Here is a 20914-nt window from a genome sequence, read left to right on the forward strand (position 1 = left end):
CAGCGGGCGGCAACCCGCGAGGAGAGGAGACCGAGTGAGCGCGCAATCACCCGTAGTGGTCGTCACCGGAGCCAGTGCCGGAATCGGGCGCGCCGCCGCGCGGCGCTTCGCCGCCGACGGTGCCCGCGTCGCCCTGCTCGCCCGCGGACGCGCCGGGCTGGAGGCCGCGGCGAAGGACGTCGAGCGGGCCGGTGGCGAGGCACTGCCGATCCCGGCCGACGTCGCCGACTACGACGCCGTCGAGGCCGCCGCCGAGCGCGTCGAACAGCAGTGGGGTCCGATCGACGTGTGGGTGAATTCGGCGTTCACCTCGGTCTTCGCCCCCTTCACCGAGATCGAGCCGACGGAGTATCGGCGCGTCACCGAGGTCACCTATCTCGGATCGGTGCACGGAGTGATGGTGGCGCTGGCCCGGATGCGCCCGCGTAACCGCGGCACCATCGTGCAGGTCGGATCGGCGCTCGGCGAGCGGGCGATCCCGCTGCAATCGGCCTACTGCGGCGCCAAGCACGCGGTCAACGGATTTCTCGAGGCGGTGCGGGTGGAGCTGATGCACGAGCACAGTGGCGTGCACGTGACGATCGTGCAGGCGCCTGCGGTCAACACTCCCCAATTCGCGTGGGTGCGTTCGCGTTTGCCGAAGAAGCCGCAGCCGGTGCCGCCGATCTACCAGCCCGAGGTGGTGGCCGACACCATCGCCTTCGCGGCCGAGCATCCGGAGCGCAAGCAATATTGGGTCGGCGCGAGCACGGTCGGCACCGTCGTCGCGCAGCGACTCGCGCCGGCGGTGCTGGATCGCTATCTGGCGCGCACCGGCTACGACTCGCAGCAGACCGACGCGGACGAGACCGCGCGCCCGGACAATCTGTGGCGCCCGCTCGACGACGAACACGGCCACGACTACGGCGCCCACGGTGATTTCGACGGCCGGGCCCATCGGCACAGCCCACAGGCGTGGATGTCGCGCTGTGTCGAATCGGTGGCCGGTTCCGTCGCCCGGATGGCCCGGCACTGACCGCCGGATCTACCCGCCGGCCGCGGTTTAGCCGAACCCCCGCGGGTACCCGCCCGGGGACCAGGGGCGCGCAGCGCATCCCCGCGGGCTCGACACGGAGAGGACAGGACAGATATGGCGCAACAGGTTGCTGACTACGTCGTGGCCCGGCTCAACGAGTGGGGCGTGAAAGAGGTCTTCGCCTATCCCGGCGACGGAATCAACGGTCTCGTCGCCGCTTTCGGGCGTACCGACGACCGCCCGACCTTCGTCCAGGCCCGGCACGAGGAGATGGCGGCGTTCTCGGCCACCGGCTACGCCAAGTTCAGCGGGCACGTCGGTGTGTGCATGGCGACGTCCGGCCCGGGCGCGATCCATCTGCTCAACGGCCTCTACGACGCCAAACTCGACCATGTGCCGGTGGTGGCGATCATCGGCCAGACCGCGCGCAGCGCGATGGGCGGCAGCTATCAGCAGGAGGTCGATCTGCAGAGCCTGTACAAGGACGTGGCCTCCGAATATCTCGTCGAGGTCAATGTCGCCGAACAGCTGCCGAACGCCCTCGATCGCGCGTTCCGCACGGCGTGGACCCGGCGCGCGCCCACGGCGGTGATCATCCCGGCGGATCTGCAGGAGGAGACCTACGAACCGCCGCAGCACGAATTCAAGCAGGTGCCCTCGAGCCCGCCGGCCGAGATGCATTCGGTGGTCGTGCCCGCGCGGGCGGAGATCGAGCGCGCCGCGGAGGTGATCAGCGCCGGTTCCAAGGTGGCGATCCTGGTCGGCCAGGGCGCCCGCTCGGCCGCGCGCGAGGTGACCGAACTCGCGGAGATCACCGGCGCCGGTGTCGCCAAGGCGCTGCTCGGCAAGGACGTGCTGCCCGACGATCTGCCGTTCGTCACCGGTCCGATCGGCTTGCTCGGCACGCGTCCCAGCTACGAGCTGATGCGCGACTGCGACACCCTGGTGATCGTCGGTTCCAACTTCCCCTACAGCCAGTTCCTGCCCGAGCTGGACCAGGCCCGGGCGGTGCAGATCGATATCGACGGCACCATGATCGGCATGCGGTATCCGACGGAGGTGAATCTCGTCGGTGATGCGAAAGCCACACTGGCCGAACTCGTTCCGCTGCTGAAGCCGGTGAGTGACCGCTCCTGGCGCGAGACCGTCGAGTCGAATGTGGCGCGCTGGTGGGAGACCGTCGAACGGCAGTCGACGCTGGCCGCGAAGCCGGTCAACCCGATGCGGGTGGTCTGGGAACTGTCGCAACAGATTCCGGACAACGCCATCGTCACGGCCGATTCCGGATCGTCCACCAACTGGTATGCGCGCTGCCTCAAGTTCCGCGGCACGATGCGGGGGTCGTTGTCTGGGACGCTGGCAACCATGGGCCCCGGTGTGCCGTACGCGATCGGCGCCAAGTTCGCCCACCCGGACCGGCCGGTCATCGCACTCGTCGGTGACGGCGCGATGCAGATGAACGGGCTGGCCGAACTGATCACCATCGCCCGCTACACCGAGCAGTGGAGCGACAAGCGGCTGGTGGTGTGCGTGTTCCACAACAACGACCTCAACCAGGTGACCTGGGAACTGCGCTCCATGGGCGGATCGCCGAAATTCGAGGATTCCCAATCGCTTCCGGACATTTCGTATGCCGACGCGGCGCGCTGTTTCGGACTCGCGGCGATCGAGGTCGACGACCCGGAGCAACTGGCCGGGGCCTGGGAGCGGGCCCTGTCCGCCGATCGCCCGACCGTGCTGGACGTGCGCTGTGATCCCGAGGTGCCGCCGATCCCGCCGCACGCCACCTGGGATCAGATGAAGGCGACGGCGGAGGCCGTCCTGCGCGGCGACCCGAACGCCTGGCATCTGGTCACGCAGGGCATGAAGACCAAGGCACAGGAGTTCCTGCCGGGGCGCCGCCCGGACGACGAATAGGTCACTCGCGGGCGGCATCCCAATCGGTCAGCGAATGCCTGGCTTGCCGTAGCGCACGCCGGAACTGCTCGCGGTCACCACGGGGTGCCACGGTGTCGAACAGGCCGGCCGCCACCGCCGCCACGACCGCGATGATCAGCAGAGTTGTCATAGCGGTCAGTCTGCGACGGCCGGCCACGAAGCGACAGAGCCACTGTCACATCACTGGCCCGGAAGCCGGGCATCGGCCACGCGGCCGATGCCCGGCTTCCGCTGCGCAACCGGCACGCCGGTAGGTATCATCGGCCCCCGTACCACAGATTATGGTTCGGCCCAACGCTTTTGGCTTCACGACTGGCGACGGCCGCCGCCGTCGTCGTCCACCACGACCGTTTGGAGTTGTCTTCTGTGACCACGCCGCATTCGCTGGAATCGTCGTCGAACAGGTGCCCCGTGGCACACGATTCACCGATCGCCCCGGACGGACCGCGTGTTCCCCTCTACACCGAGGAATTCGCCGCCGACCCGCGCGGCGGATACGACCGGATGCGTGGCCACCACCGCTCCTTCGCTCCGGTCGAGCTCGCCCCCGGAGTGCCGGCGACACTGGTGATCGGCTACCAGGCCGCCCTCGGCATTCTCAACGATCCCGAGCATTTTCCGGCCGACCCGCGGGCCTGGCAGCGCACCGTACCGGCCGACAGCCCGATTCTGCCGATGCTCGAGTGGCGCCCGAATGCGTTGCGCAACACGGGTCCCGTGCATGCGCGTTTCCGTGCCGCCAACATCGCGGCCATCGACGGCGTCGATCTGCATACGGTGCACACCGCCGTCGAGCGGATCGCGGTGCCGCTGATCAACTCGTTCAGCGCCGACGGCCATGCCGATCTGCTGACCCAGTACATCCATCCGCTGGTCTCGGCGAATCTGAACACGATGCTGGGCATCGAACCGGATATCGCCGAGCGGGTGGCGGCCGGGATGGCCGCCATCTTCGACGCGACCGGCGACGCGGCCGCGGGCAACCGGATGCTGGCCGCCGCGCTGCAGGAACATACCGATCGCAAGCGCGCCTACCCCGGTGACGACATCACCTCGCGACTGATCGCCCACGACAGCGGCCTCGACGACGAGGAGGTCATCAACCAGCTGGTCAGCCTGTTCGGCGCCGGTATCGAACCGCAGGTGCATCTGGTCGCCAACGCCCTGCTGCTGATGATGACCGACGATCGGTTCTCCGGAAGCCTGCTCGGCGGCGCCCTGACCACCCGCGATGCGCTGGACTGGGTGTTGTTCAACAATCCCCCGCTGGTCAACTACTGCGCGAGTTATCCGCGGCAGCCGATGCTCATCGAGGACGTGTGGCTGCCCGCCCATCAGCCGGTGCTGATCGGTATCGCCGCCTGCAACAACGATCCGCAGGTCCGCGAGGGCGACCGCAACGGCAACCGCTCCCATCTGTCCTGGGGCGCCGGGCCGCACGCCTGCCCGGCCCGGCAGATCGGCTATCTGGTCGCCCAGGACGCCGTCGACCAGCTCCTGGACGCGCTGCCGGATATCGAGCTGGCCGTGCCGGTGAACGAACTCCGCTGGCGCCCAGGGCCTTTCCATCGTGCCCTGACCGCACTACCGGTCACCTTCCCGCCCTCCCCGCCCCTGCACGGCGCGCTCGGCTAGCGGGCCGGCGACGGCGGTGCGACGAGCCGCCGCCGGGCGCACGGGCCACGCGCGGGTTACCGTCGTGGCATGCAGACCCTCGTGATGACCGGCGCGACGCGGGGAATCGGGCGGATCGCCGCCCGGGAGATCCTGCGCATCGCCCCCGATACCCGCCTGCTCGTGCTGGCGCGCGGCGCGTCCGGACCACAGGTGTGCGCGGAACTGTCCGGTGCGGGGTATGCGGCCTCGCATGTGGAGGCCGATCTGGCATCGCTGGCCGGTATCCGTTCCGCGGCGCGGCGTATTCACGACATGCTCGATCGCGGAGAGGTGCCGCCGCTGGCCGGATTCGTCGGCAATGCCGGCATCCAGTACACCGAGGCGACCATCGCGACCGAGGACGGACTCGAGGCCACCTTCGCCGTCAACGTCCTGGCCAACCATCTGCTGCTGCGCCTGCTCGGCGACCGGTTCGTCGTGCCGTCGCGGATCGTGATCACCGTCAGCGACACCCATTTCGGCGATCTGCGCCACAACCTGGGCATGGTGCCCGGCCCGGTGTGGCACTCCCCCGATGTGCTGGCCCACCCCGGCGCCTTCGACGGTCCGTCGACTACCGCGGCGGGCCGCACCGCGTACTCGACCAGCAAACTCGCCATGATCTATCTGGTGCACGAATACGCGCGCCGGCTTCCGGCCGGAGTCGACATCCTTTCCTACAACCCGGGTTTCGTCCCCGGCACCGCCTTGACCCGCAACGCCGGGCGACTGGAGCGCTTCGCCGCCCGCCGCATCGCACCCGCGCTCACCTGGACCCCGCTGGCGAGCACGCCGAAGACCGCGGGCCGGCGCCTCGCCGAGGTGGTCACCGGATCGGTCCGGGCCGAGTCCGGCAGTTACATCGATCGCTACCGGGTCACCGAATCCTCACCCGAGTCCTACGATCCGGCTCGCGAACGCGACATGTGGGAGTGCGCCGAACGTCTCACCGCCGCGCATCAGGCCTGAGCCCCCGCGCCTTCCGCTAGCGTGATGCCACCGAACGGAAGGATCACCGGTGAAAGTGCATCTGCAGGTGGAGGGTTCGCCGCTGCGTGCCCGCGAGAGCGCCCGCGCGATCGCCGCGCTCGGCGCCGACGGCATCTTCTCCTTCGAGGGGCCGCACGACGTCTTCGTGCCACTGGTTCTCGCCGCCACGGAAACCGATCTGCGCCTGATGACCAATGTCGCCATCGCCGGCCCGCGCAGTCCGCTGCACCTGGCGCACACCGCCTACGATCTGCAGGCCCTCAGCGGGGGACGGTTCCGGCTGGGACTGGGGTCGCAGATCCGGGTGCACATCGAGAAGCGCTACGGCAGCCGGTGGGAACGCCCGGCCCGGCGCACCGGCGAATCGGTGGCGGCCGTGAAGGCCATCCTCGCGGCGTGGGAGGGCCACGCGCCCTTGGATTTCCGGGGCGAATTCTTCACCCATACGCTGATGCCGCCGACGTTCGATCCCGGCCCCAATCCGTTCGGCCCGCCGCCGGTGCTGATGGGCGCGCTCGGACCGGTGATGACCCGCACCGCCGCCGAGGTGGCCGACGGACTGCTGGTCATGCCGTTCAACAGTGCCAGGCATTTCACCGGGCGCACGGTGCCGGCGCTGCGGCGCGGGCTGGCCGCGTCCGGGCGCACGCTCGACGAGTTCGAGGTGGTCGCCCAGGCCATGGTCGCGCTCGGCCGCACCGCGCCCGAGGTGGCCTCCGCCGTCGACGCGGTCGCGCGGCTCATCGCCTTCTACGCCTCCACCCCGGCCTACCGCCCGGTCCTCGACGCCGAGGGCTGGGGCGACTTGCAGCCCGAACTCAACGCCCTGTCCAAGCAGGGCCGCTACGCCGAGATGCGAGCGCTGATCACCGAGCCGATGGTCCGCACCATCGCGCTGGTCGGCTCCCCGGCCGACTGTGCGGCACAGGCGCACGCCCGCTTCGGCGACTACGCCCGCGACATCTGCTGCTACTTCCCGGGTTACGACCCCGCGGCCGACGACGTGGCCGAATTCGTGAGCCGTGTGCAGTCCTCGCGGTAAGGATCGGAACCCCGGCGGTGATGTCGGCCAACCCGCTGATTCTGCGCATCGACGCTCCCGGACACGTCGAGGAACGTAAACTGAACACCGGTCCGCCGGCACAGCCTCCGGACGGCGCGCCTCTGCGAACATCTTCTCCGAAGTTCGCCGCGGCGTTCGTCCCGGCGCTGCTGTTGCTGGGTTGCTACAAGCGGCCGAGTACCGGAGGTATCGCCGACTGAATCGAAACCCGTTCTCGCCGTGACTGTTTCGCATCGGGCCACAGGAGGGCACGTGACCGGCAGGCTCACCGGCCGGTCGCATTCACCGGCGGCGCGCGTGAGCAGGGCCGCGCGCCCGCCGTGCGGATGGCGCGCGAGGGCGCCGACATCATCCGCCGTCGACATCGCGGGGGCCATGCCAGGATCGCGGTCCCGGAGCCGTGGGATGCGATCAACGCGCAGTCGTTCCGCGACGTCGCCGATCGGGGCAGCACCCAGTACTGAAGTGGTTGGGAGAGACAGATGAGCGACTTCGACAGCACCGGACCTACTCCGCGGCTCACCGCGGCGCTGTGTACCGCGGCGCAACTGCTCGGTGACGAGGTGCGTGCCGTCCTGCTGCACAGCCCGCGCCCGGTATTCCTGTTCTACCTGGCCCAGACCTTCGATCAACTCGACGCCGACCTGTCCTCGGGTCGCCCGCCCGGCCCGGCGTCCCCGGCCCAGCAGCTGTGCCTGCATCTGATGCTGGCGCACGCCGAAGGGCGGGTGCCCGCGCGGGATCTGGCCCGGGCCCGGCATCGGCTGTTGCGCCACGACACCGGCGATATTCTCGCCGAGGTCCGCGCTGTCGCCGGAAAGCCCGGTGGCAGTTACGATTTCATCGCGCTGGGCGATGTCCTGGCCGCGGGCGGGATGGGCGCGTTCTTCGCACCCTTCGAACACTCCGGCCAGGCCGCCTGACTCCGGGCGCACGCGAGCCCGGCGAGCGCATGCCGCCACGCCTGCGCTGACCACCGAGGCGGCTCAGCTGCGGGATTCGCCGCTGAGCCCGTGCATCAGCAGGCCCCATGCGCGTCGTGCAGTGGCCTGGCGCGCCGGAAGTTCGGTTTTGATCAGCACGGCCGCCAGCATGGCCAGCGCCGTCACGACGTCCTCGGCGGTGAGTTCCGGTCGCAGCGCGCCGCGCGAATCGGCATCGGCCAATTTGGCGCCGATCAGGTCGACGAGCCGGCGCGACACCTCGAACAACCTCGGATCGTCGAAGCCGGTGGGATCGATGGTGGCGATGAAGCCGGCCGAGACCGCGATCTGGTCGACGATGAAGTCCAGCAGATCCACCGCCGTGGTCCCCGGCCGGTTCGCCACCTCCTCGATGGCGACGACGTTGTCGTCGAACACCGCCAGGATCATCGACTCGCGGGTCGGGAAATGCCGGTACATCACGCCCGGACCCACTCCCGCCGCACGGGCGATCGAGTTCAGCGGGGCGTCGAAGCCGTTCTCGGCGAACACCTCCCGCGCCGCGCGAACCAATGCCCGCCGGTTCGCCGCAGCTGCCTTCGGCCCTCGATTCGCCCGGGGTGACGCGGTCATCTATGCGACGTTACCGCACCCGGTCGGCGACCCGGCACCACGGACCGACGCCGTCGCCCGAGCCCGGCGTCGTTCGGCGCGTACGGATTTCGTGACGCCGGAGCCCCCGCGACACGGAATGAAACAGGTTGCAGTTGACGACACCGGCCGGGTCGTACACACTGCCCTAACAACCGGAGACCATTGTCCGGTTGGATTCGGTCGTACTCGTCCGGAACGCACCCTGCTTTCGCGTCCGGAGCGAACCTCGCGACCGATGTTGCCTGGAAGTCTTGATGGAGAGTGCATGCCCCCGATGAAGCGACGCTCCTTTCTGCTCGGCGCCACCACCGCCGGACTGACGCTGGCCACCGCGGCCACCGCGAGCGCCCAGCCCTGGATGACCACGGGGAGACGGCGCACGGCCGTCCCGCTGACGAGGGAAGACCATCGCGTCGTCATCATCGGGTCCGGATTCGGGGGTGGCGTCAGCGCGCTGCGGCTGGCCGAGGCCGGCGTCGACGTCCTGGTCCTCGAACGCGGGATGCGCTGGCCCACCGGTCCGAATGCCGACACCTTCCCGCATCCGACGCGCCCCGACAAGCGCATGCTCTGGTACCGGTCCGCCCCCGAGGTGCTGGGTGTGCCGGTGGCGGTCGAGCCCTACACCGGCCTGCTGGAGGCCGTCGTCGGAGAGAATATGACGGCGGTCTGCGCCGCGGGCGTCGGCGGTGGCTCGCTGGTCTACCAGGGCATGACGTTGCAGCCCACCGAGGCGACCTTCTCCGCGGTCTTCCCCGCCGAACTCGACTACGCGCTGATGGCGCGCGAGCACTACCCGCGGGTGGCACGCATGCTGGGTGCCGGTGTCGCGCCCGACGAACTGATCGACAGCCCCACCTATCTGCCCTCCCGCGCGTTCGCGCGCAACGTCGGCGCGGCCGGCTACGAGCTGTCGAAGATCCCGATGCCGATCGACTGGAGCTTCGCGCTGCGCGAGGTGCGCGGCGAGATGAAACCGTCCTACATCAACGGCGACTGCGCTCTCGGGGTGAACAACGGCGGCAAACACTCCGTCGATGTCACCTACCTGGCCCGCGCCGAGGCCACCGGCCGCGCCGGCGTGCGAACCCAGCACGAGGTCACCGATGTGGCGCGGACGCGCGACGGTCGCTGGCAGATCAGCGTCGACCGGATCGACACCGCCGGACAGGTCGTCGAACAACTCGTCCTCACATCGCAAGCACTGATCATGGCCGCGGGCAGCATCAACACCACCAAGCTGTTGCTGCGGGCGGGCGCCAAGGGACAGATCCCGGATCTGCCCGACGGACTCGGAGGTCAGTGGGGCAACAACGGCGACCGGATCTTCACCTGGACCAGCGCGACCGACGATTTCGGCACCGCGCAGGGCGGGCCGGTGGTCTACGGCAGCAAGGAGTGGGACGACCCGGCCGTCGCCAACACCGTGATCCAGGCCTCGATCCCGCCGGCCGGTGTCGACGCGCATTCGACCATGCTGGTCGGTTTCGGAATCACCGACGGCCGTGGGCATCTCGCCTACGACGCGGCCACCGACGACGCGACACTGCACTGGCCCGCGGATGCCGACGCCGCACTGCAGCAGCGCATCGCCGCTCGCGTCCACGCCATCGCGGGACCCGGGAGTACGGTGCTCGACACCAACGCCGCGGCCCCGAGCACGTGGCATCCGCTCGGCGGCGCGCCGATGGGCACGGTCTGCGACCTGGAGGGCCGGGTCCACGGCACGCGCGGTCTCTACGTCCTCGACGGCGCCCTGATTCCGGGCAGTACCGCGGCCTGCAATCCGTCGATGACCATCGCCGCCGTCGCCGAACGGGCGCTCGACCGCATCGTCGCCACCGATATCGGCACGGTCATCTGAGGCGAGGCACCGGCGCCCCGGCGCCGCTGCGCCGCGCGGCCTCGGCCTCGATCCAGTCGCCGATCATGTGCGCCGTCATATCGATGGCCTCGCGACGCTGCCGCTCGTCGAATTCGATGGCCGACGCCCGCAGCACCGCGGAGAAGCCGGTGTTTATCATCACGAACGTCATCACGTCGTATTCGTGATCGTCACCGGGCCCGAGTACCTGGATCAGCAGCACCTTGATCAGCAGCCGCAACCGCGGTTCGAACTCCGGGATGCCGCTGCTGTAGAACTGCACCCCGGCGACCAGCGCGCGGACCAGCAGCGCGTTGGCCACCAGCTCCTCGGCGATCGAGTTCAGCAGGCGCGCGGTCAACTCGTGCATCGAGGCGTCCGAGCGGTCGAAGATGCTTTCGGTGGCACGCTTCTCGATGTTCTCGAGCAGTCGTGCGAGCAGCTCCTCGACGATGACGGTGCGGTCGGAGAAGTAGCGGTACACGGTGCCGATACTCATGCCCGCGTCGGCGGCGATCCGGTTGGTCGAGGTGTTGGCGATCCCGCGCTCGCCGAACAGCCGGGCGGCGGTGTCGAGGATGTGCTCCCGGGTCGCCTTGGCTCGCTCCTGGGTGGGCCGGCGACGCTGCCCGGCGGCCTTCGACGCCATCACTCACTCCTGCCTGGTCTTCGCCCGAGGACCGATCGTCGATCGTAGCCCGGCGGACGGTCCCGCCGAGACCGGGAAAGATCCCAAACTATTCTCTCCGGTCGCGAAAAGCGGCTACGCTCGGCATCGCGGCGCGATCGCCCAGCGTCGTGCGACGCGTCGTGAAGTCTCGCGGAACGGTCAGCGCTCCGTGGCGCGCCGGTCCACGGCCTCGGCGAGGTAGTCGCCCAGCTCCTCCCGCAGCACCCGATCCAGCGAGCGCGCCAGGGTGTTGTTCACCGCGGTGACGGCGAGGCCCCGTAGGTGAGTGAGCATCTTGGCGGTTTCGGTGATTTCCTCGTCGGTGTCGGGCAGCCAGCCGGGGCCGTGCGCATCGACGATATGTTGTTTGGCGACCGACATCATGTCGTGGGCGATCTCGTCGAGTCGGCCGGCGACGGCCGCCTGCAGATCGGCCAGCCGGCCCAGCCGGAACCCGTAGCCGTGCAGTTCGGCGAACGTCTCCAGCAACTGCGGATCGGTGAATTCGACTGTCTCCGCGCTGATCCGGGCCAGCCCGAGTTCGGCGAGATGTTTCAGGATCTCCGGATCGGCCGCCTCCTCGCCGAGGAAGGTGTCGATCAACTCCCGCGGTACCTGCAACGTCTCGTCCTGCTGCCCCCATGCGGCGGTGACCGCATGCTGCAGCCCCAGGATCTCGGTGAGGTCCTTACCCGTTTCCCAGCCGGTGATGAAATCGGCGATATGGGCGGTGGTGAACCCCCGCTGCAACAGGACGTCGATGATTTTCAGGCGCTCCAGATGGGAATCGTCGTAGATCAGCGCGCGCCCGATCCGGCGCACCGGCGGCGGCAGCAGACCGCGTTCCTGGTAGGCGCGCACGTTGCGGCTGGTTGTGCCTGCGGCACGGGCGAGTTCATCGATGCGGTACTCCGCCATCCCGTTCTCGCCCACCCTTTCCTCGTGCCGGACGCCGACCCGCGTCACACCCCCCGGCCCGTGTGACCAGCTCGGGCGCGACGCATCGTGTCGACATTAACCCAACGAGGTCACCGTCCGATCGGCGACGGGCGCGCGGCCGCCGCCCCGCCCGGGGATCAGCACATAGTCGTGCGGATCGAGGGTGGCGAGCTGACCGGTGAACTGGCTGCCGAAGCCCGGGAACATGGTCGCGTTGAATCCGTCCTCGGTCAGATACCAGCTACGGCACCCGGAGTTCCAGGTGGTCGCCCGCAGCCGCCGCTGCAGCCGGTGGTTGTAGCGGTCCTGCCGGTCGCGGCGCACCTCGAGCGAATGCAGATTCCGCTCGAGCAGCATGCCGATCGCCGCGGCGAGATAGTCGATCTGGGCCTCCATGTACACCAGCGCCGAATTGTGCCCCGGGCCGGAATTGGGTCCGAAGGTGAAGAACAGATTCGGATAGCCGGCGACCGTCACACTCTTGTACGCGTATGCGCCCCTGCGCCATTCGTCATCCAGTACCCGCCCGCCCCGGCCGGTGATCGGGATCGGCGCGCGCGCCTTCGACACCTCGAATCCGGTGGCGAACACGATGCAGTCGAAGCGGTGCTCGATCCCCTCGGCGGTGCGGATGCCGGCCGGCGACATTCCCGTGATCGGCCAGGTGACCAGCGTGCAGTTGTCGCGCTGCAGCGCCGGGTAGTAGTCGCTGCTCATCAGCAGCCGCTTGCATCCGGCCCGGAAGTCGGGGGTCAGCTGCCGCCGCAACCACGGGTCGCGGACCTGGCTGTGCAGATGGGCCAGCGCCACGGATTCCACGATCCGGGTCAGCGGCGTATTCCACACCACGCCCAGCGCGACCGATTCGTGCCCCCAGAACCAGGCCTGGCGGGCGAGCTGCTCGGTGAGCGGCAGGTGCCGGTACAGCTGCCGGGTCAGGCCGGTGGTGTGCCGGTTGATCCGCGGCAGGACCCAGCCCGGCGTGCGCTGGAACACCTTCACCGATCCCGCGCGTTCGACCAGTTCCGGGACGATCTGCACCGCACTGGCGCCGGTGCCGACCACGGCCACCTTCTTGCCGGTGAAGTCGTAGTCGTGATCCCAGCGGGCGGAGTGGATCATATGACCCTCGTAGCTGTCGCGGCCCGGGATGTCCGGCAGGCTCGCATTGGCCAGCGGCCCGGACGCGACGACCACCGAACGGGCCCGCACCGGCGTGCGGCCGGCGTCGAAGGCGATCTCCCATTCCCCCGCCGCCTCGTCGTAGGCCAATCCGGATACGTTGTGCCCGAAGCGAATCGATGCGCCGAGCGCGAACTTCTCGACCATCGCATCGATGTAGCCGAGGATTTCCGCACTGCCGGAATAGGTCTGCGACCACTCCGGATTCGGCGCGAAACTGTAGGAGTACAGCCGCGACGGAATATCGCAGGCCGCACCCGGATAGGTGTTGTCGCGCCAGGTGCCGCCCACTCGCCGGTCCCGTTCGAAGATCGCGATATTCGTGATCCCGCGCTGCCGCAACCGGATCGCGGCGCCGATGCCGGCGAATCCGGCGCCGACGATCGCGACGTCCAACACGGTGTATCGGCCCGTATTCATGCGACCGGCTCGTAGGTCAGTTCCTTCGACCAGGTCGGCTGCGGGGGCAGCACCCGGTCGGGGATGCGGGCGGTCACCTTCACCAGCACGTCGGCCAGCAGGTGGTAGGGGTGGTCGCGGTTGACCACCCAGTCGCTGTGCATCTTGACGATCCGGTACATCGGCACCCGGTTCACCACGGGCGTGCGCTCCCCGACCGCCTTGAACCGGCGCATCGCGGCATACAGTTTGTCCTCGTCGACGCCCATCGCGACGATGTTGTCGCGCATCTTGTTCAGCAGCGGCACATAGCTGAGCACACCGATCATCAGCGACGGCTTCATCCAGCCCCCGACCAGATCGATCGCGAGTTTGCGGACGGTGGAGTGCCCGAGCAGTTCCATCACCGCGTAATCGGTGGCCAGATGCCGGGACTCGTCGGAGTTGATCTTGCGGAACACCTCCTGGGCGACCGGATCGGCGATCTCGTCGGTGACGAATTTGATCAGCGCGCCGTCGAGCGCCACCTCCAGCATCGGGATCACCGTGCCCAGAAACGACAGCGACATGCCGTCGGCGTATTTGTCGAGGAAGTCGATGACCAGCTTGACGTTGATATTCGGTTCGGGGATCTCGTCGCCGTCGAGCATGCCCCAGCGCCGCATCAGGGCCAGTTCGGCATTGGCGTGGCGTTGTTCCTCGGCGTGGAAGTACCGGTAGATCTCGCGCAGCGTCTGCGTCGGGGCCTTCTTCGCCATCGCCGCGAAGCCGCGTGCGCCGACGTTCTCGATCCACATCAGATCCGCCATGAACGGCGTCAGCTTGGCATGCAGGTCGGAGTCGATCAGTTCCGCGCCCGGTGCGTCCCAGTCGATATCGGCCAGCGCCCACTGCCGGGACTTGATCTTGGCCAGCATATCGTCGAAGTCGAAGGACATGTCAGACTCCTGTCTTCTCGCCGCCGGCCGATGCCGGAATCGAGTCCGCTTGCGGCAGAAACCGATTCAGCACGCCGAGGGCGCGGGTGTAGGTGGCCGGGAAGTGCCGTTTGAGATGCCAGACGACCACAGCGTCGAGCTGCGGCAGCACATGCAGGCGGCCGCGCTCGTGGGCGTCGAGGGTGATGCGCGCGACGTGGTCGGGCGAGAAGCCGGTCCAGCGCATCAGTTCGGTGGCCAGCCGGGCCGAGCCGGCGGTGATGCGGCCGTCGCGGGCGACGTTGGTGCGCACGAAGGTCGGGCACAGCACCGTCACGGTGACGCCGGTGCCCGACAGTTCGGCGGCGAGGGTTTCCGACAGCGACACCACGCCCGCCTTGGACACGTTGTACGGCGCCATCGCGGGTGCGGCGGCGAATCCGGCCGCCGAGGCCACATTGATGATGCCGCCGCGGCCGGCGCGGCGTAGCTGCGGCACGAACAGTTCGCATCCGTGCACCACACCCCACAGGTTGATGCCCAGCGCCCACTGCCAGTCCTCGAATCCGATGTCGCCCACCGGCTTTCCACCGATGCCGACACCGGCGTTGTTGATCACCAGAGTCGGCGGGCCGCCGAAGATCGAGGCGCTGTGCAGCGCCAGCGATTCCATCTCCGCGCGCTGGGCCACGTCGCAACGAAAGGCGTGCGCGCGGCGGCCGTGGGTCCGATCGATGAGCGCGACCGTCTCCTCGGCGCGACCGAGGTCGATATCCGCACAGATCACCTCGCCCCCGCGCCGGGCCAGCTCGAGAGCGAAGGCACGCCCGATTCCGCTGCCGGCTCCGGTGACGACGGCCTTCGCGTCGTAGGTGCTGCGGTCGCCGCCGATCACCGACCGCAGCGCCGCGTTGGCCCCCGACATCGCGTCCACGATCCACATCACCATCCCGCCTCTCGGGCACTCGATACCGGTTGTGCCGCACGGGATAGCGCGAGTACGCGGGAGATGAAGGCGGCCGCGTCCACCCGTTCCGCGCGCAGCGAACGCGAACAGGCTTGTGTCACAGGGGTTCCCGGCAGCAGGCAGTTGATCGGCCGTCCCCCGTACCGCCCCGGGGTCAGCGCCGGCCGCGCACGCGGCGACGGTGACGACAGGACCGGTGCGGTGGCCGACGGCGAGGTCTCCGTTGACCTTCTCGTCTCCATGTATCGAGCATCAGCTACCTATGTGCCATTTGTCAATGGCAGATAGCATCGACGGTCCCGGGAGGGCTGCGCCACCTCCGTGACCAGGGCGCCGAGCATGTCCCGCGCGATTTCGGCATGTTCACGCAAGTCCGGAGAGGCCTCGCCCGCGGCGAGTTCGACGATGGTGTTCAGTTCACCGAAGGCCACCACCAGGCGGCGCAACGCGGCGCGCTGCTGGGCGGCCGAGAGGCCGTTGATACTCACATCCGAGGGATCGCAACGCCGGATGTTTCGTTACGGCGCCGAACGATCGAGGAACGCGGCGGCCGGACCGAGACTCAGCATGCCGGTTCCGGCGCCGAGCACTTCGCCGCGCGCCGGAGACAGGACGCGACGCACCTGACTCGCGGTACTCCGGTCCGCGCATCGGTCGGCGGCGATTCCCACTAGCGCCCAACGTAATTCGGCCAGGTGGTCCGGCGGCGGTGCCGGCGCCGCGTGCAGCAGCTCGTGGGCGCGCTCGGGCCGGAGCAGGGCGGCGACGTAGGGGGCGTTCGGCCCGAAGTCGTCGTTGGCGAAGTCGGCCGGGTCCCGGCCTTCCCGCAGCGCGAGGCACAAGCGGGTCAGCGGCGCGAGACCGGCTGCGACACCGGGCATTCCGCAGCCCGGCAGGGTGGCGAGTGCGCGTTCGTAGGCGTCTGCCACTTCCGGCTCCGGCCGGTCGGTGAGGACGGTGCGCAGCGCGCGATACCAGGTCGTGAAGACCCCGACCAGGTCGCGCTCGTAGCGCACCGCGAGCCGGTCGGCCGCGGCGGCATGCTCGTCGGCGGCGGCCACATCGCCCACCGCGGCCGCCGCCTGCAGCGCGATCAGATGCCCCAGGATCAGGTAGGTCGACAGGTCGTGCCGGCGCGACACCGTGATCAGCTCCCCCGCGAGCCGTGCCCGCAGCGGCCACCGGCCCGGGGTGTGGAAGGACTGCAGGAATCGGGCATCGAGAGCGAGCACGAGCACGGCCGGGTCACCCAGGTCGCGGGCCATGAGTTCGGCCGCCCGCGCGGCCTCGGCGCCGGAACCGCCACGGCGGCCCCGGGTTTCGATGGCGAACAGCGCGAGCAACCGGGCGCGGAGCGCGGGCGCGGCCTCGGTGTCCAAGCGTTCGAGGGTGACGCGCGCGGCCTCGGCCACGCGCGCCGACCGGGCCGGATCATCGAGCACCGACCAGACCCCGGGTACCTCCATGCGGGTCAGCGCGGTGGCCGTGAGTTCGGGATCGTCGATCGCGAGCAGGTCGTCGATCGCGTGCGCCCGGCGGTCCTGGGCGGAAGTCAGGCCGGTCGCATCGGTGAGCGCCAGGCCGCGCAGCAGATCGGCGGAGGAGGTGATGCGGCTGCGGGGGCCGGTGGCGCCGTAGGCGGCGACGGTCTCCCGCCACAATCGGTGCTCGCCGAATTCTTGTTCGCCGGTGAGGATTTCGCGTTCGAGGGCGATCAGTTCGGCGCTGGGATCCAATCCGGCTTCCGAGCCGAGCCGGGTGCGGGCGCGCCGCAGTGCCGCCAACGCATCCTCCCGCCGCCCGGCCTGCCACAGTCCGCGCGCCTGCAGCAGCCAGGCGCGTTCGCGTGCGGGATGCTCGTGCAGATACGGTTCGAGTTCGGCGACGGCCTGTTCCGGCCGCCCCTGCCGGATCCGCGCCTCCGCGAGCATTTCCACTGCCGCCGAACGCAGTTCACCGAGCTTCGCGATCTCGCCGTTCGCCCACCGGTAGTCGTCGTAGGCGTCTCCGCGCCAGAGCGCGAGGGCCGTTTCCAGCGTCTCGATCCGCTGCGGCCCGGCCTGATTCGCCGCCGCGCGGATCAGATCGTCGAAGTACCAGGCGTCGACGTGGTCGCGGGGCAGCACCAGCCGGTATCCGGAGCCCTCGGTGACGATCACCCGGGAACGGGTGCGCGGCGCGCGGCCGGGTTCCAGCGCACGCCGCAATGCGGCGACGAAGGTGCGCACGGCGGCGACCGCGCCCGGCGGCGGGTCCTCCCACAGGTCGGCCCCCAAGGTCGGCACCGGCACCACCCGTCCTCCCGCGGCGATCAGGCGGGCCAGCACCTCGGCGTGCCGGGGTCCGTGCAGCGGCAGCGGCGTCCCGTCGGCGGCGACGGCGCGCACCGGGCCCAGGACACCGGCCGAGGGTGCCGCATCGGGGCCGGTGAGCTGCGCACTCATCGGTTGCTCATTCCCGCCGCCGAGCATTGATCACGCACCGAACCAGCCTAGAGAAGGGAACCTCACCGCATGTCCGCACCCACCGTCCTCGGTTTCGACTACGACCGCGTTCCGGTCGCCGAGGATGTCGCGTTGTCCGTGGCGCACGCCGGCTCCGGAACTCCGATCGTGCTGCTGCACGGCTTCCCGCAGACACATCTGATGTGGCGGCACGTCGCACCCGCGCTGGCGCGCGAGCACACGGTGCTGTGCCCGGACCTGCGCGGCTACGGCGACAGCGGCAAACCGGTCGCCGCCGATCCCGGCACCTATGCCAAACGCACCATGGCCTCCGATGTGATCGCGCTGGCCGACCACTTCGGATTCGATCGCTTCGCGCTGGCCGGCCACGACCGCGGCGCGCTGGTGGCGATTCGCACCGGACTCGACCGGCCGGATCGCATCTCCCACGTGGCGGTTTTGGACGTGCTGCCGACGGCGGCCATGTGGGATGTCCTGCACGGCCACACCGCCGCGGTCGCGTTCCATCTGTATCTGATGGCCCAGCCGCCCGGGCTGCCCGAGCGCATGATCCGCGCGAGCGCCGACGACTTCTTCGGCCATTTTCTCGACGCCTGGTGCCTGCGCCCCGAGGCGATTCCCGCGGATATCCGCGCGGAGTATCTGCGGGCGTGCGCCGACGCGGTCGACTCGATCGTCGCCGACTACCGCGCCTCGGCCACCGTCGATCTCGACCACGATCGGGCCGACCGCGCCGCCGGCAGGCGACTCACCATGCCCGTCACCGTGATTCAGCAGGATTGGGGCGCCGAACTCGGATACGACGCGGCCGCGGTATGGCGCGAGTGGGCCACCGATCTCGACCACCGCACGCTCGCGCTGGGGCACTTCATGGCCGAGGAAGCGCCGGAGGAAGTGGTCGGGGTGATCACCGACCTGCTGCGCCGGACCCCCTCGGCCTGACGCGCAGAGCCCGGCGGCCGGCGCCGGATTCGGACGCGCGCCGACCATATCGGGCACGTACAGTGCGCGGTGTCGGACGAGTGCAGGTGAGGGGGCCGTGCAAGTGAGCAGCGACAGCCGGGCCGGGGAGATCCACGGCGGCGCCGAACCGGACACCCACGACGGCGCGAGAGCGAATGCGCCCGCCGGCGCCGGTTTCGACCCCGGCGCCGGTTTCGCTGCGCACACCGGTGCGGTGACGATGGCCGACGAACGCCTCGGCGTCAACGATGCGGTCGCCGCCGTCCTCACCCGCTGGATCGGATCGATGCCCGCGCTGTATCTGGTGCTGATCGGGTTCAGCATCTGGATGGCGCTGGCGACCTGGGGGCCGTTGCGCTCGGTGGACCCGTATCCGTTTCCGTTCCTGCTGTTCGTCGACAACGTCGCGCAGCTGATTCTGTGTCTGGTGATCCTGGTGGGCCAGCGGGTGCTCAGTGCCGCCGCCGACCGCCGGTCGGTGCAGACCTACGAGAACACCGAGGCGATCTTCGCCCAGGTCGCGGATCTGCAGGCGCATCTGGACCACCACGACCGCGCGCTCAGCCGGGGCCTGAGCCTGCTCGAGTCGACGCCGCATCCGTGGATCGAACGGCATCGGGTGCAGTCACCGCCGCAGGCCGCCGACCAGGCGGTCAGCACCAACGACCGGATCGCGGTGTGGCTGACCGAGCGGCTGGGCAGCGTCTGGGGCTTCTATCTCGCGCTCGGTTCGCAGATTCTCTGGGTTGTGCTGGCGCAGGCCGGAATTCAGCGCGTCGACCCCTACCCGTTCGCCTTCATGGCGTTTCTGTCCACGCTCGCGCAACTGGTGTTCATGATCGTGATCATGGTCGGTCAGGACGTGCTCGGGCGCACCGGTGACCGCCGCTCCGAGCAGACCTTCCTCGACGCGCAGGCGGTGCTGCACGAATGCCGGCGGATGAAGGCGCGGCTCACCGCCCAGGACCGCGTCATCGACAGCCTCACCGGTTACGTCACCGACCGGGTCAGCGAACAGCTCGGGCGGGCGCTGCACGAAACCAGCGAACGGGTCGACCACCAGGCCCGCGCCCACACCGTCATGACCACCGGTGAGGCGCCGGCCGACGCCGCCGCCCTGCGCCACTGGAACGAGCTCAGCGAACAGGACCGCCGGGCCTATCGCCAGCAGGCCCGCGGTATCGGGGAGGATCTGGCCGCGATCGGCTGCTTCATGGTGCCCGCCTTCGATCCGGCCTTCGCGGTGACCTTCGACGACGACGAGATCGGGCTGCTCGCCCGCCTCGACTACGAACGCCGGATCGCCGATCGGCGCGCCCTGCTCGGCGGAGCCGCCCATCCCGATCCCGACGACGCCGAACCGCTGCCCTGGCCGGACCTGCCCCGGTCCGCGCGCATCCGCTACCTGCAGGCCGCCCGGCGCATCCCGGTGATGGTCTCCAGCGCCGGCTTCCAGGTGCTGCGCAGCACCCCGCCCCGGGTCCGCGGCGGTGCCCGCGCCCGCCTGACGTAAGGTCGCGACCCATGAGTGAGGATCTGTTGGGCAAGGGTGCGCTGGTCAGCGGGGCGAGTCGCGGTATCGGATACGCGGTGGCGGCGGAACTGCTGCGGCGCGGGGCGAACGTGCTGATCACCGCCCGCAAACCGGAACCGCTGGCCGAGGCGGCCGACCGGTTGCGGGCGCTGGGCCATTCGGGCACCGTCGTCGCGCTGGCGGGCAATTCGGGTGACGAGGCGGCGCGCGCCGAGCAGGTGGACACCGCCGTCGCCGAATTCGGATCCTTGGACATCCTGATCAACAACACCGGCATCAACCCCGTCTACGGGTCGCTGATGGAGGCCGATCTCGGGGCGGTGCGCAAGATCTTCGACGTCAACGTGGTCGCGGCGCTGGGCTATGTGCAGCAGGCCTATCGGGCGTGGATGGGTGAGCACGGCGGCGCGGTGGTGAACCTGGCGAGTGTGGCCGGTATCCGCTCGACGGGTGTGATCGCCGCCTACGGCGCGTCCAAGGCGGCCCTCATCCGGCTCACCGAGGAACTGGCCTGGCAGCTGGGTCCGTCGATCCGGGTCAACGCCGTCGCACCGGGCGTGGTCAAGACGAAATTCGCCGACGCGCTGGTCACCGACAACGAGGAGGCCGTGGCCGCGACCTATCCGCTGCGGCGCCTGGGCACGCCCGAGGACGTGGCCGCACTGGTCGGGTTCCTGGTCTCCGATCAGGCCGCGTGGATCACCGGCGAGGTGGTGCGGGTCGACGGCGGCCTGCTCGCGACCGGCGGTATCTGAACCGGGCGACCGCACATCCC

Annotated in this window: 20 protein-coding genes and 1 pseudogene; 12 read left to right on the forward strand and 9 right to left on the reverse strand. The window is 69.5% G+C overall.

Annotated features, from left to right (window positions below; all coding sequences use genetic code 11):
* Nucleotides 1–34 precede the first annotated feature (34 nt).
* The gene (locus tag NA3_RS16995) at nucleotides 35–1015 is read left to right on the forward strand and encodes an SDR family oxidoreductase (protein WP_227995173.1); all 981 of its coding nucleotides are present in this window, start codon (nucleotides 35–37) and stop codon (nucleotides 1013–1015) included.
* Nucleotides 1016–1129: 114 nt separating this feature from the next.
* The gene (locus tag NA3_RS17000; RefSeq protein WP_062964556.1) at nucleotides 1130–2932 is read left to right on the forward strand and encodes a thiamine pyrophosphate-requiring protein; all 1803 of its coding nucleotides are present in this window, start codon (nucleotides 1130–1132) and stop codon (nucleotides 2930–2932) included.
* 1 nt (nucleotide 2933) lies between these two features.
* On the opposite strand, the gene NA3_RS36955 is transcribed toward NA3_RS17000, so the two are convergent.
* On the reverse strand, nucleotides 2934–3083 hold the full coding sequence (locus NA3_RS36955) for a hypothetical protein (RefSeq protein WP_157126567.1): 150 nt from the start codon (nucleotides 3081–3083) through the stop codon (nucleotides 2934–2936).
* A gap of 281 nt (nucleotides 3084–3364) precedes the next feature.
* Here NA3_RS36955 and NA3_RS17005 point away from each other — a divergent pair, with 281 nt between their 5' ends.
* From NA3_RS17005 to NA3_RS17025, 6 genes and pseudogenes are all read left to right on the forward strand, one after another.
* Entirely contained in the window at nucleotides 3365–4588 is a 1224-nt protein-coding gene (locus NA3_RS17005) for a cytochrome P450 family protein (RefSeq protein WP_233427300.1), read from the forward strand.
* A 69-nt stretch (nucleotides 4589–4657) separates the two neighbouring features.
* The gene (locus NA3_RS17010) at nucleotides 4658–5578 is read left to right on the forward strand and encodes an SDR family NAD(P)-dependent oxidoreductase (RefSeq protein WP_062964557.1); all 921 of its coding nucleotides are present in this window, start codon (nucleotides 4658–4660) and stop codon (nucleotides 5576–5578) included.
* Nucleotides 5579–5627: 49 nt separating this feature from the next.
* Nucleotides 5628–6641 carry a TIGR03617 family F420-dependent LLM class oxidoreductase gene (locus tag NA3_RS17015; protein ID WP_062964558.1) on the forward strand — a complete coding sequence of 338 codons (1014 nt, stop codon included), beginning with the start codon at nucleotides 5628–5630 and terminating at the stop codon, nucleotides 6639–6641.
* 17 nt (nucleotides 6642–6658) lie between these two features.
* The gene (locus tag NA3_RS17020) at nucleotides 6659–6862 is read left to right on the forward strand and encodes a hypothetical protein (RefSeq protein ID WP_128145285.1); all 204 of its coding nucleotides are present in this window, start codon (nucleotides 6659–6661) and stop codon (nucleotides 6860–6862) included.
* A 52-nt stretch (nucleotides 6863–6914) separates the two neighbouring features.
* Nucleotides 6915–7043: pseudogene (locus NA3_RS39475) on the forward strand (SDR family mycofactocin-dependent oxidoreductase); the annotation flags it as partial.
* Nucleotides 7044–7144: 101 nt separating this feature from the next.
* Entirely contained in the window at nucleotides 7145–7585 is a 441-nt protein-coding gene (locus NA3_RS17025; RefSeq protein WP_062964560.1) for a hypothetical protein, read from the forward strand.
* 63 nt (nucleotides 7586–7648) lie between these two features.
* On the opposite strand, the gene NA3_RS17030 is transcribed toward NA3_RS17025, so the two are convergent.
* Nucleotides 7649–8218 (reverse strand): TetR family transcriptional regulator, encoded by a 570-nt coding sequence (locus tag NA3_RS17030; RefSeq protein WP_062964561.1) that lies wholly within the window; start codon nucleotides 8216–8218, stop codon nucleotides 7649–7651.
* A gap of 286 nt (nucleotides 8219–8504) precedes the next feature.
* On the opposite strand from NA3_RS17030, the gene NA3_RS17035 reads away from it, so the two are divergent.
* Nucleotides 8505–10103 carry a GMC oxidoreductase gene (locus NA3_RS17035; RefSeq protein WP_062964562.1) on the forward strand — a complete coding sequence of 533 codons (1599 nt, stop codon included), beginning with the start codon at nucleotides 8505–8507 and terminating at the stop codon, nucleotides 10101–10103.
* On the opposite strand, the gene NA3_RS17040 is transcribed toward NA3_RS17035, so the two are convergent.
* The 7 genes from NA3_RS17040 to NA3_RS17070 all read right to left on the reverse strand — a co-directional run bounded on the left by NA3_RS17040 (nucleotide 10096) and on the right by NA3_RS17070 (nucleotide 17621).
* Nucleotides 10096–10752: a TetR/AcrR family transcriptional regulator gene (locus tag NA3_RS17040; RefSeq protein WP_062964563.1), complete on the reverse strand. Its 657-nt coding sequence runs from the start codon at nucleotides 10750–10752 to the stop codon at nucleotides 10096–10098. The two genes, NA3_RS17035 and NA3_RS17040, sit on opposite strands and share 8 nt — an antisense overlap.
* A 180-nt stretch (nucleotides 10753–10932) precedes the next feature.
* A complete protein-coding gene (locus NA3_RS17045; RefSeq protein ID WP_062964659.1) occupies nucleotides 10933–11691 on the reverse strand; it encodes a MerR family transcriptional regulator in 759 nt (252 codons plus the stop codon).
* Between the two features lie 96 nt (nucleotides 11692–11787).
* Nucleotides 11788–13314: a flavin-containing monooxygenase gene (locus NA3_RS17050; protein ID WP_062964564.1), complete on the reverse strand. Its 1527-nt coding sequence runs from the start codon at nucleotides 13312–13314 to the stop codon at nucleotides 11788–11790.
* Nucleotides 13311–14231, reverse strand: a complete 921-nt coding sequence (locus tag NA3_RS17055) for a ferritin family protein (RefSeq protein ID WP_062964565.1) — start codon at nucleotides 14229–14231, stop codon at nucleotides 13311–13313. Before NA3_RS17055 ends, NA3_RS17050 begins: the two co-directional genes overlap by 4 nt.
* A 1-nt stretch (nucleotide 14232) precedes the next feature.
* Complete coding sequence (locus tag NA3_RS17060; RefSeq protein ID WP_062964660.1) at nucleotides 14233–15135, reverse strand: SDR family NAD(P)-dependent oxidoreductase; 903 nt, start codon at nucleotides 15133–15135, stop codon at nucleotides 14233–14235.
* 302 nt (nucleotides 15136–15437) lie between these two features.
* A complete protein-coding gene (locus tag NA3_RS17065; RefSeq protein ID WP_062964566.1) occupies nucleotides 15438–15665 on the reverse strand; it encodes a hypothetical protein in 228 nt (75 codons plus the stop codon).
* A 30-nt stretch (nucleotides 15666–15695) separates the two neighbouring features.
* Complete coding sequence (locus NA3_RS17070; RefSeq protein WP_063917557.1) at nucleotides 15696–17621, reverse strand: AfsR/SARP family transcriptional regulator; 1926 nt, start codon at nucleotides 17619–17621, stop codon at nucleotides 15696–15698.
* A gap of 69 nt (nucleotides 17622–17690) precedes the next feature.
* Between NA3_RS17070 and NA3_RS17075 the strand changes: the two genes are divergently transcribed.
* The 3 genes from NA3_RS17075 (at nucleotide 17691) to NA3_RS17085 (ending at nucleotide 20894) form a co-directional block, all read left to right on the forward strand.
* Nucleotides 17691–18584, forward strand: coding sequence for an alpha/beta fold hydrolase (locus NA3_RS17075; RefSeq protein WP_062964568.1), 894 nt, complete (start codon nucleotides 17691–17693; stop codon nucleotides 18582–18584).
* 103 nt (nucleotides 18585–18687) lie between these two features.
* Nucleotides 18688–20118 (forward strand): DUF1003 domain-containing protein, encoded by a 1431-nt coding sequence (locus NA3_RS17080; RefSeq protein ID WP_062964569.1) that lies wholly within the window; start codon nucleotides 18688–18690, stop codon nucleotides 20116–20118.
* Nucleotides 20119–20129: 11 nt separating this feature from the next.
* Nucleotides 20130–20894, forward strand: coding sequence for an SDR family oxidoreductase (locus tag NA3_RS17085; protein ID WP_062964570.1), 765 nt, complete (start codon nucleotides 20130–20132; stop codon nucleotides 20892–20894).
* Nucleotides 20895–20914 lie beyond the last annotated feature (20 nt).

Source organism: Nocardia africana NBRC 100379, from assembly GCF_001612635.1.
Classification (GTDB): domain Bacteria; phylum Actinomycetota; class Actinomycetes; order Mycobacteriales; family Mycobacteriaceae; genus Nocardia; species Nocardia africana.

Coding starts and splice junctions, on each gene's coding strand:
- NA3_RS17070 (WP_063917557.1), bottom strand. CDS start 17,621: ATGAGTGCGCAGCTCACCGGCCCCGATGCGGCACCCTCGGCCGGTGTC.
- NA3_RS17035 (WP_062964562.1), top strand. CDS start 8,505: ATGCCCCCGATGAAGCGACGCTCCTTTCTGCTCGGCGCCACCACCGCC.
- NA3_RS17010 (WP_062964557.1), top strand. CDS start 4,658: ATGCAGACCCTCGTGATGACCGGCGCGACGCGGGGAATCGGGCGGATC.
- NA3_RS17040 (WP_062964563.1), bottom strand. CDS start 10,752: ATGGCGTCGAAGGCCGCCGGGCAGCGTCGCCGGCCCACCCAGGAGCGA.
- NA3_RS17075 (WP_062964568.1), top strand. CDS start 17,691: ATGTCCGCACCCACCGTCCTCGGTTTCGACTACGACCGCGTTCCGGTC.
- NA3_RS17055 (WP_062964565.1), bottom strand. CDS start 14,231: ATGTCCTTCGACTTCGACGATATGCTGGCCAAGATCAAGTCCCGGCAG.
- NA3_RS17000 (WP_062964556.1), top strand. CDS start 1,130: ATGGCGCAACAGGTTGCTGACTACGTCGTGGCCCGGCTCAACGAGTGG.
- NA3_RS17025 (WP_062964560.1), top strand. CDS start 7,145: ATGAGCGACTTCGACAGCACCGGACCTACTCCGCGGCTCACCGCGGCG.
- NA3_RS17050 (WP_062964564.1), bottom strand. CDS start 13,314: ATGAATACGGGCCGATACACCGTGTTGGACGTCGCGATCGTCGGCGCC.
- NA3_RS36955 (WP_157126567.1), bottom strand. CDS start 3,083: ATGACAACTCTGCTGATCATCGCGGTCGTGGCGGCGGTGGCGGCCGGC.
- NA3_RS17030 (WP_062964561.1), bottom strand. CDS start 8,218: ATGACCGCGTCACCCCGGGCGAATCGAGGGCCGAAGGCAGCTGCGGCG.
- NA3_RS17045 (WP_062964659.1), bottom strand. CDS start 11,691: ATGGCGGAGTACCGCATCGATGAACTCGCCCGTGCCGCAGGCACAACC.
- NA3_RS17060 (WP_062964660.1), bottom strand. CDS start 15,135: ATGTCGGGGGCCAACGCGGCGCTGCGGTCGGTGATCGGCGGCGACCGC.
- NA3_RS17085 (WP_062964570.1), top strand. CDS start 20,130: ATGAGTGAGGATCTGTTGGGCAAGGGTGCGCTGGTCAGCGGGGCGAGT.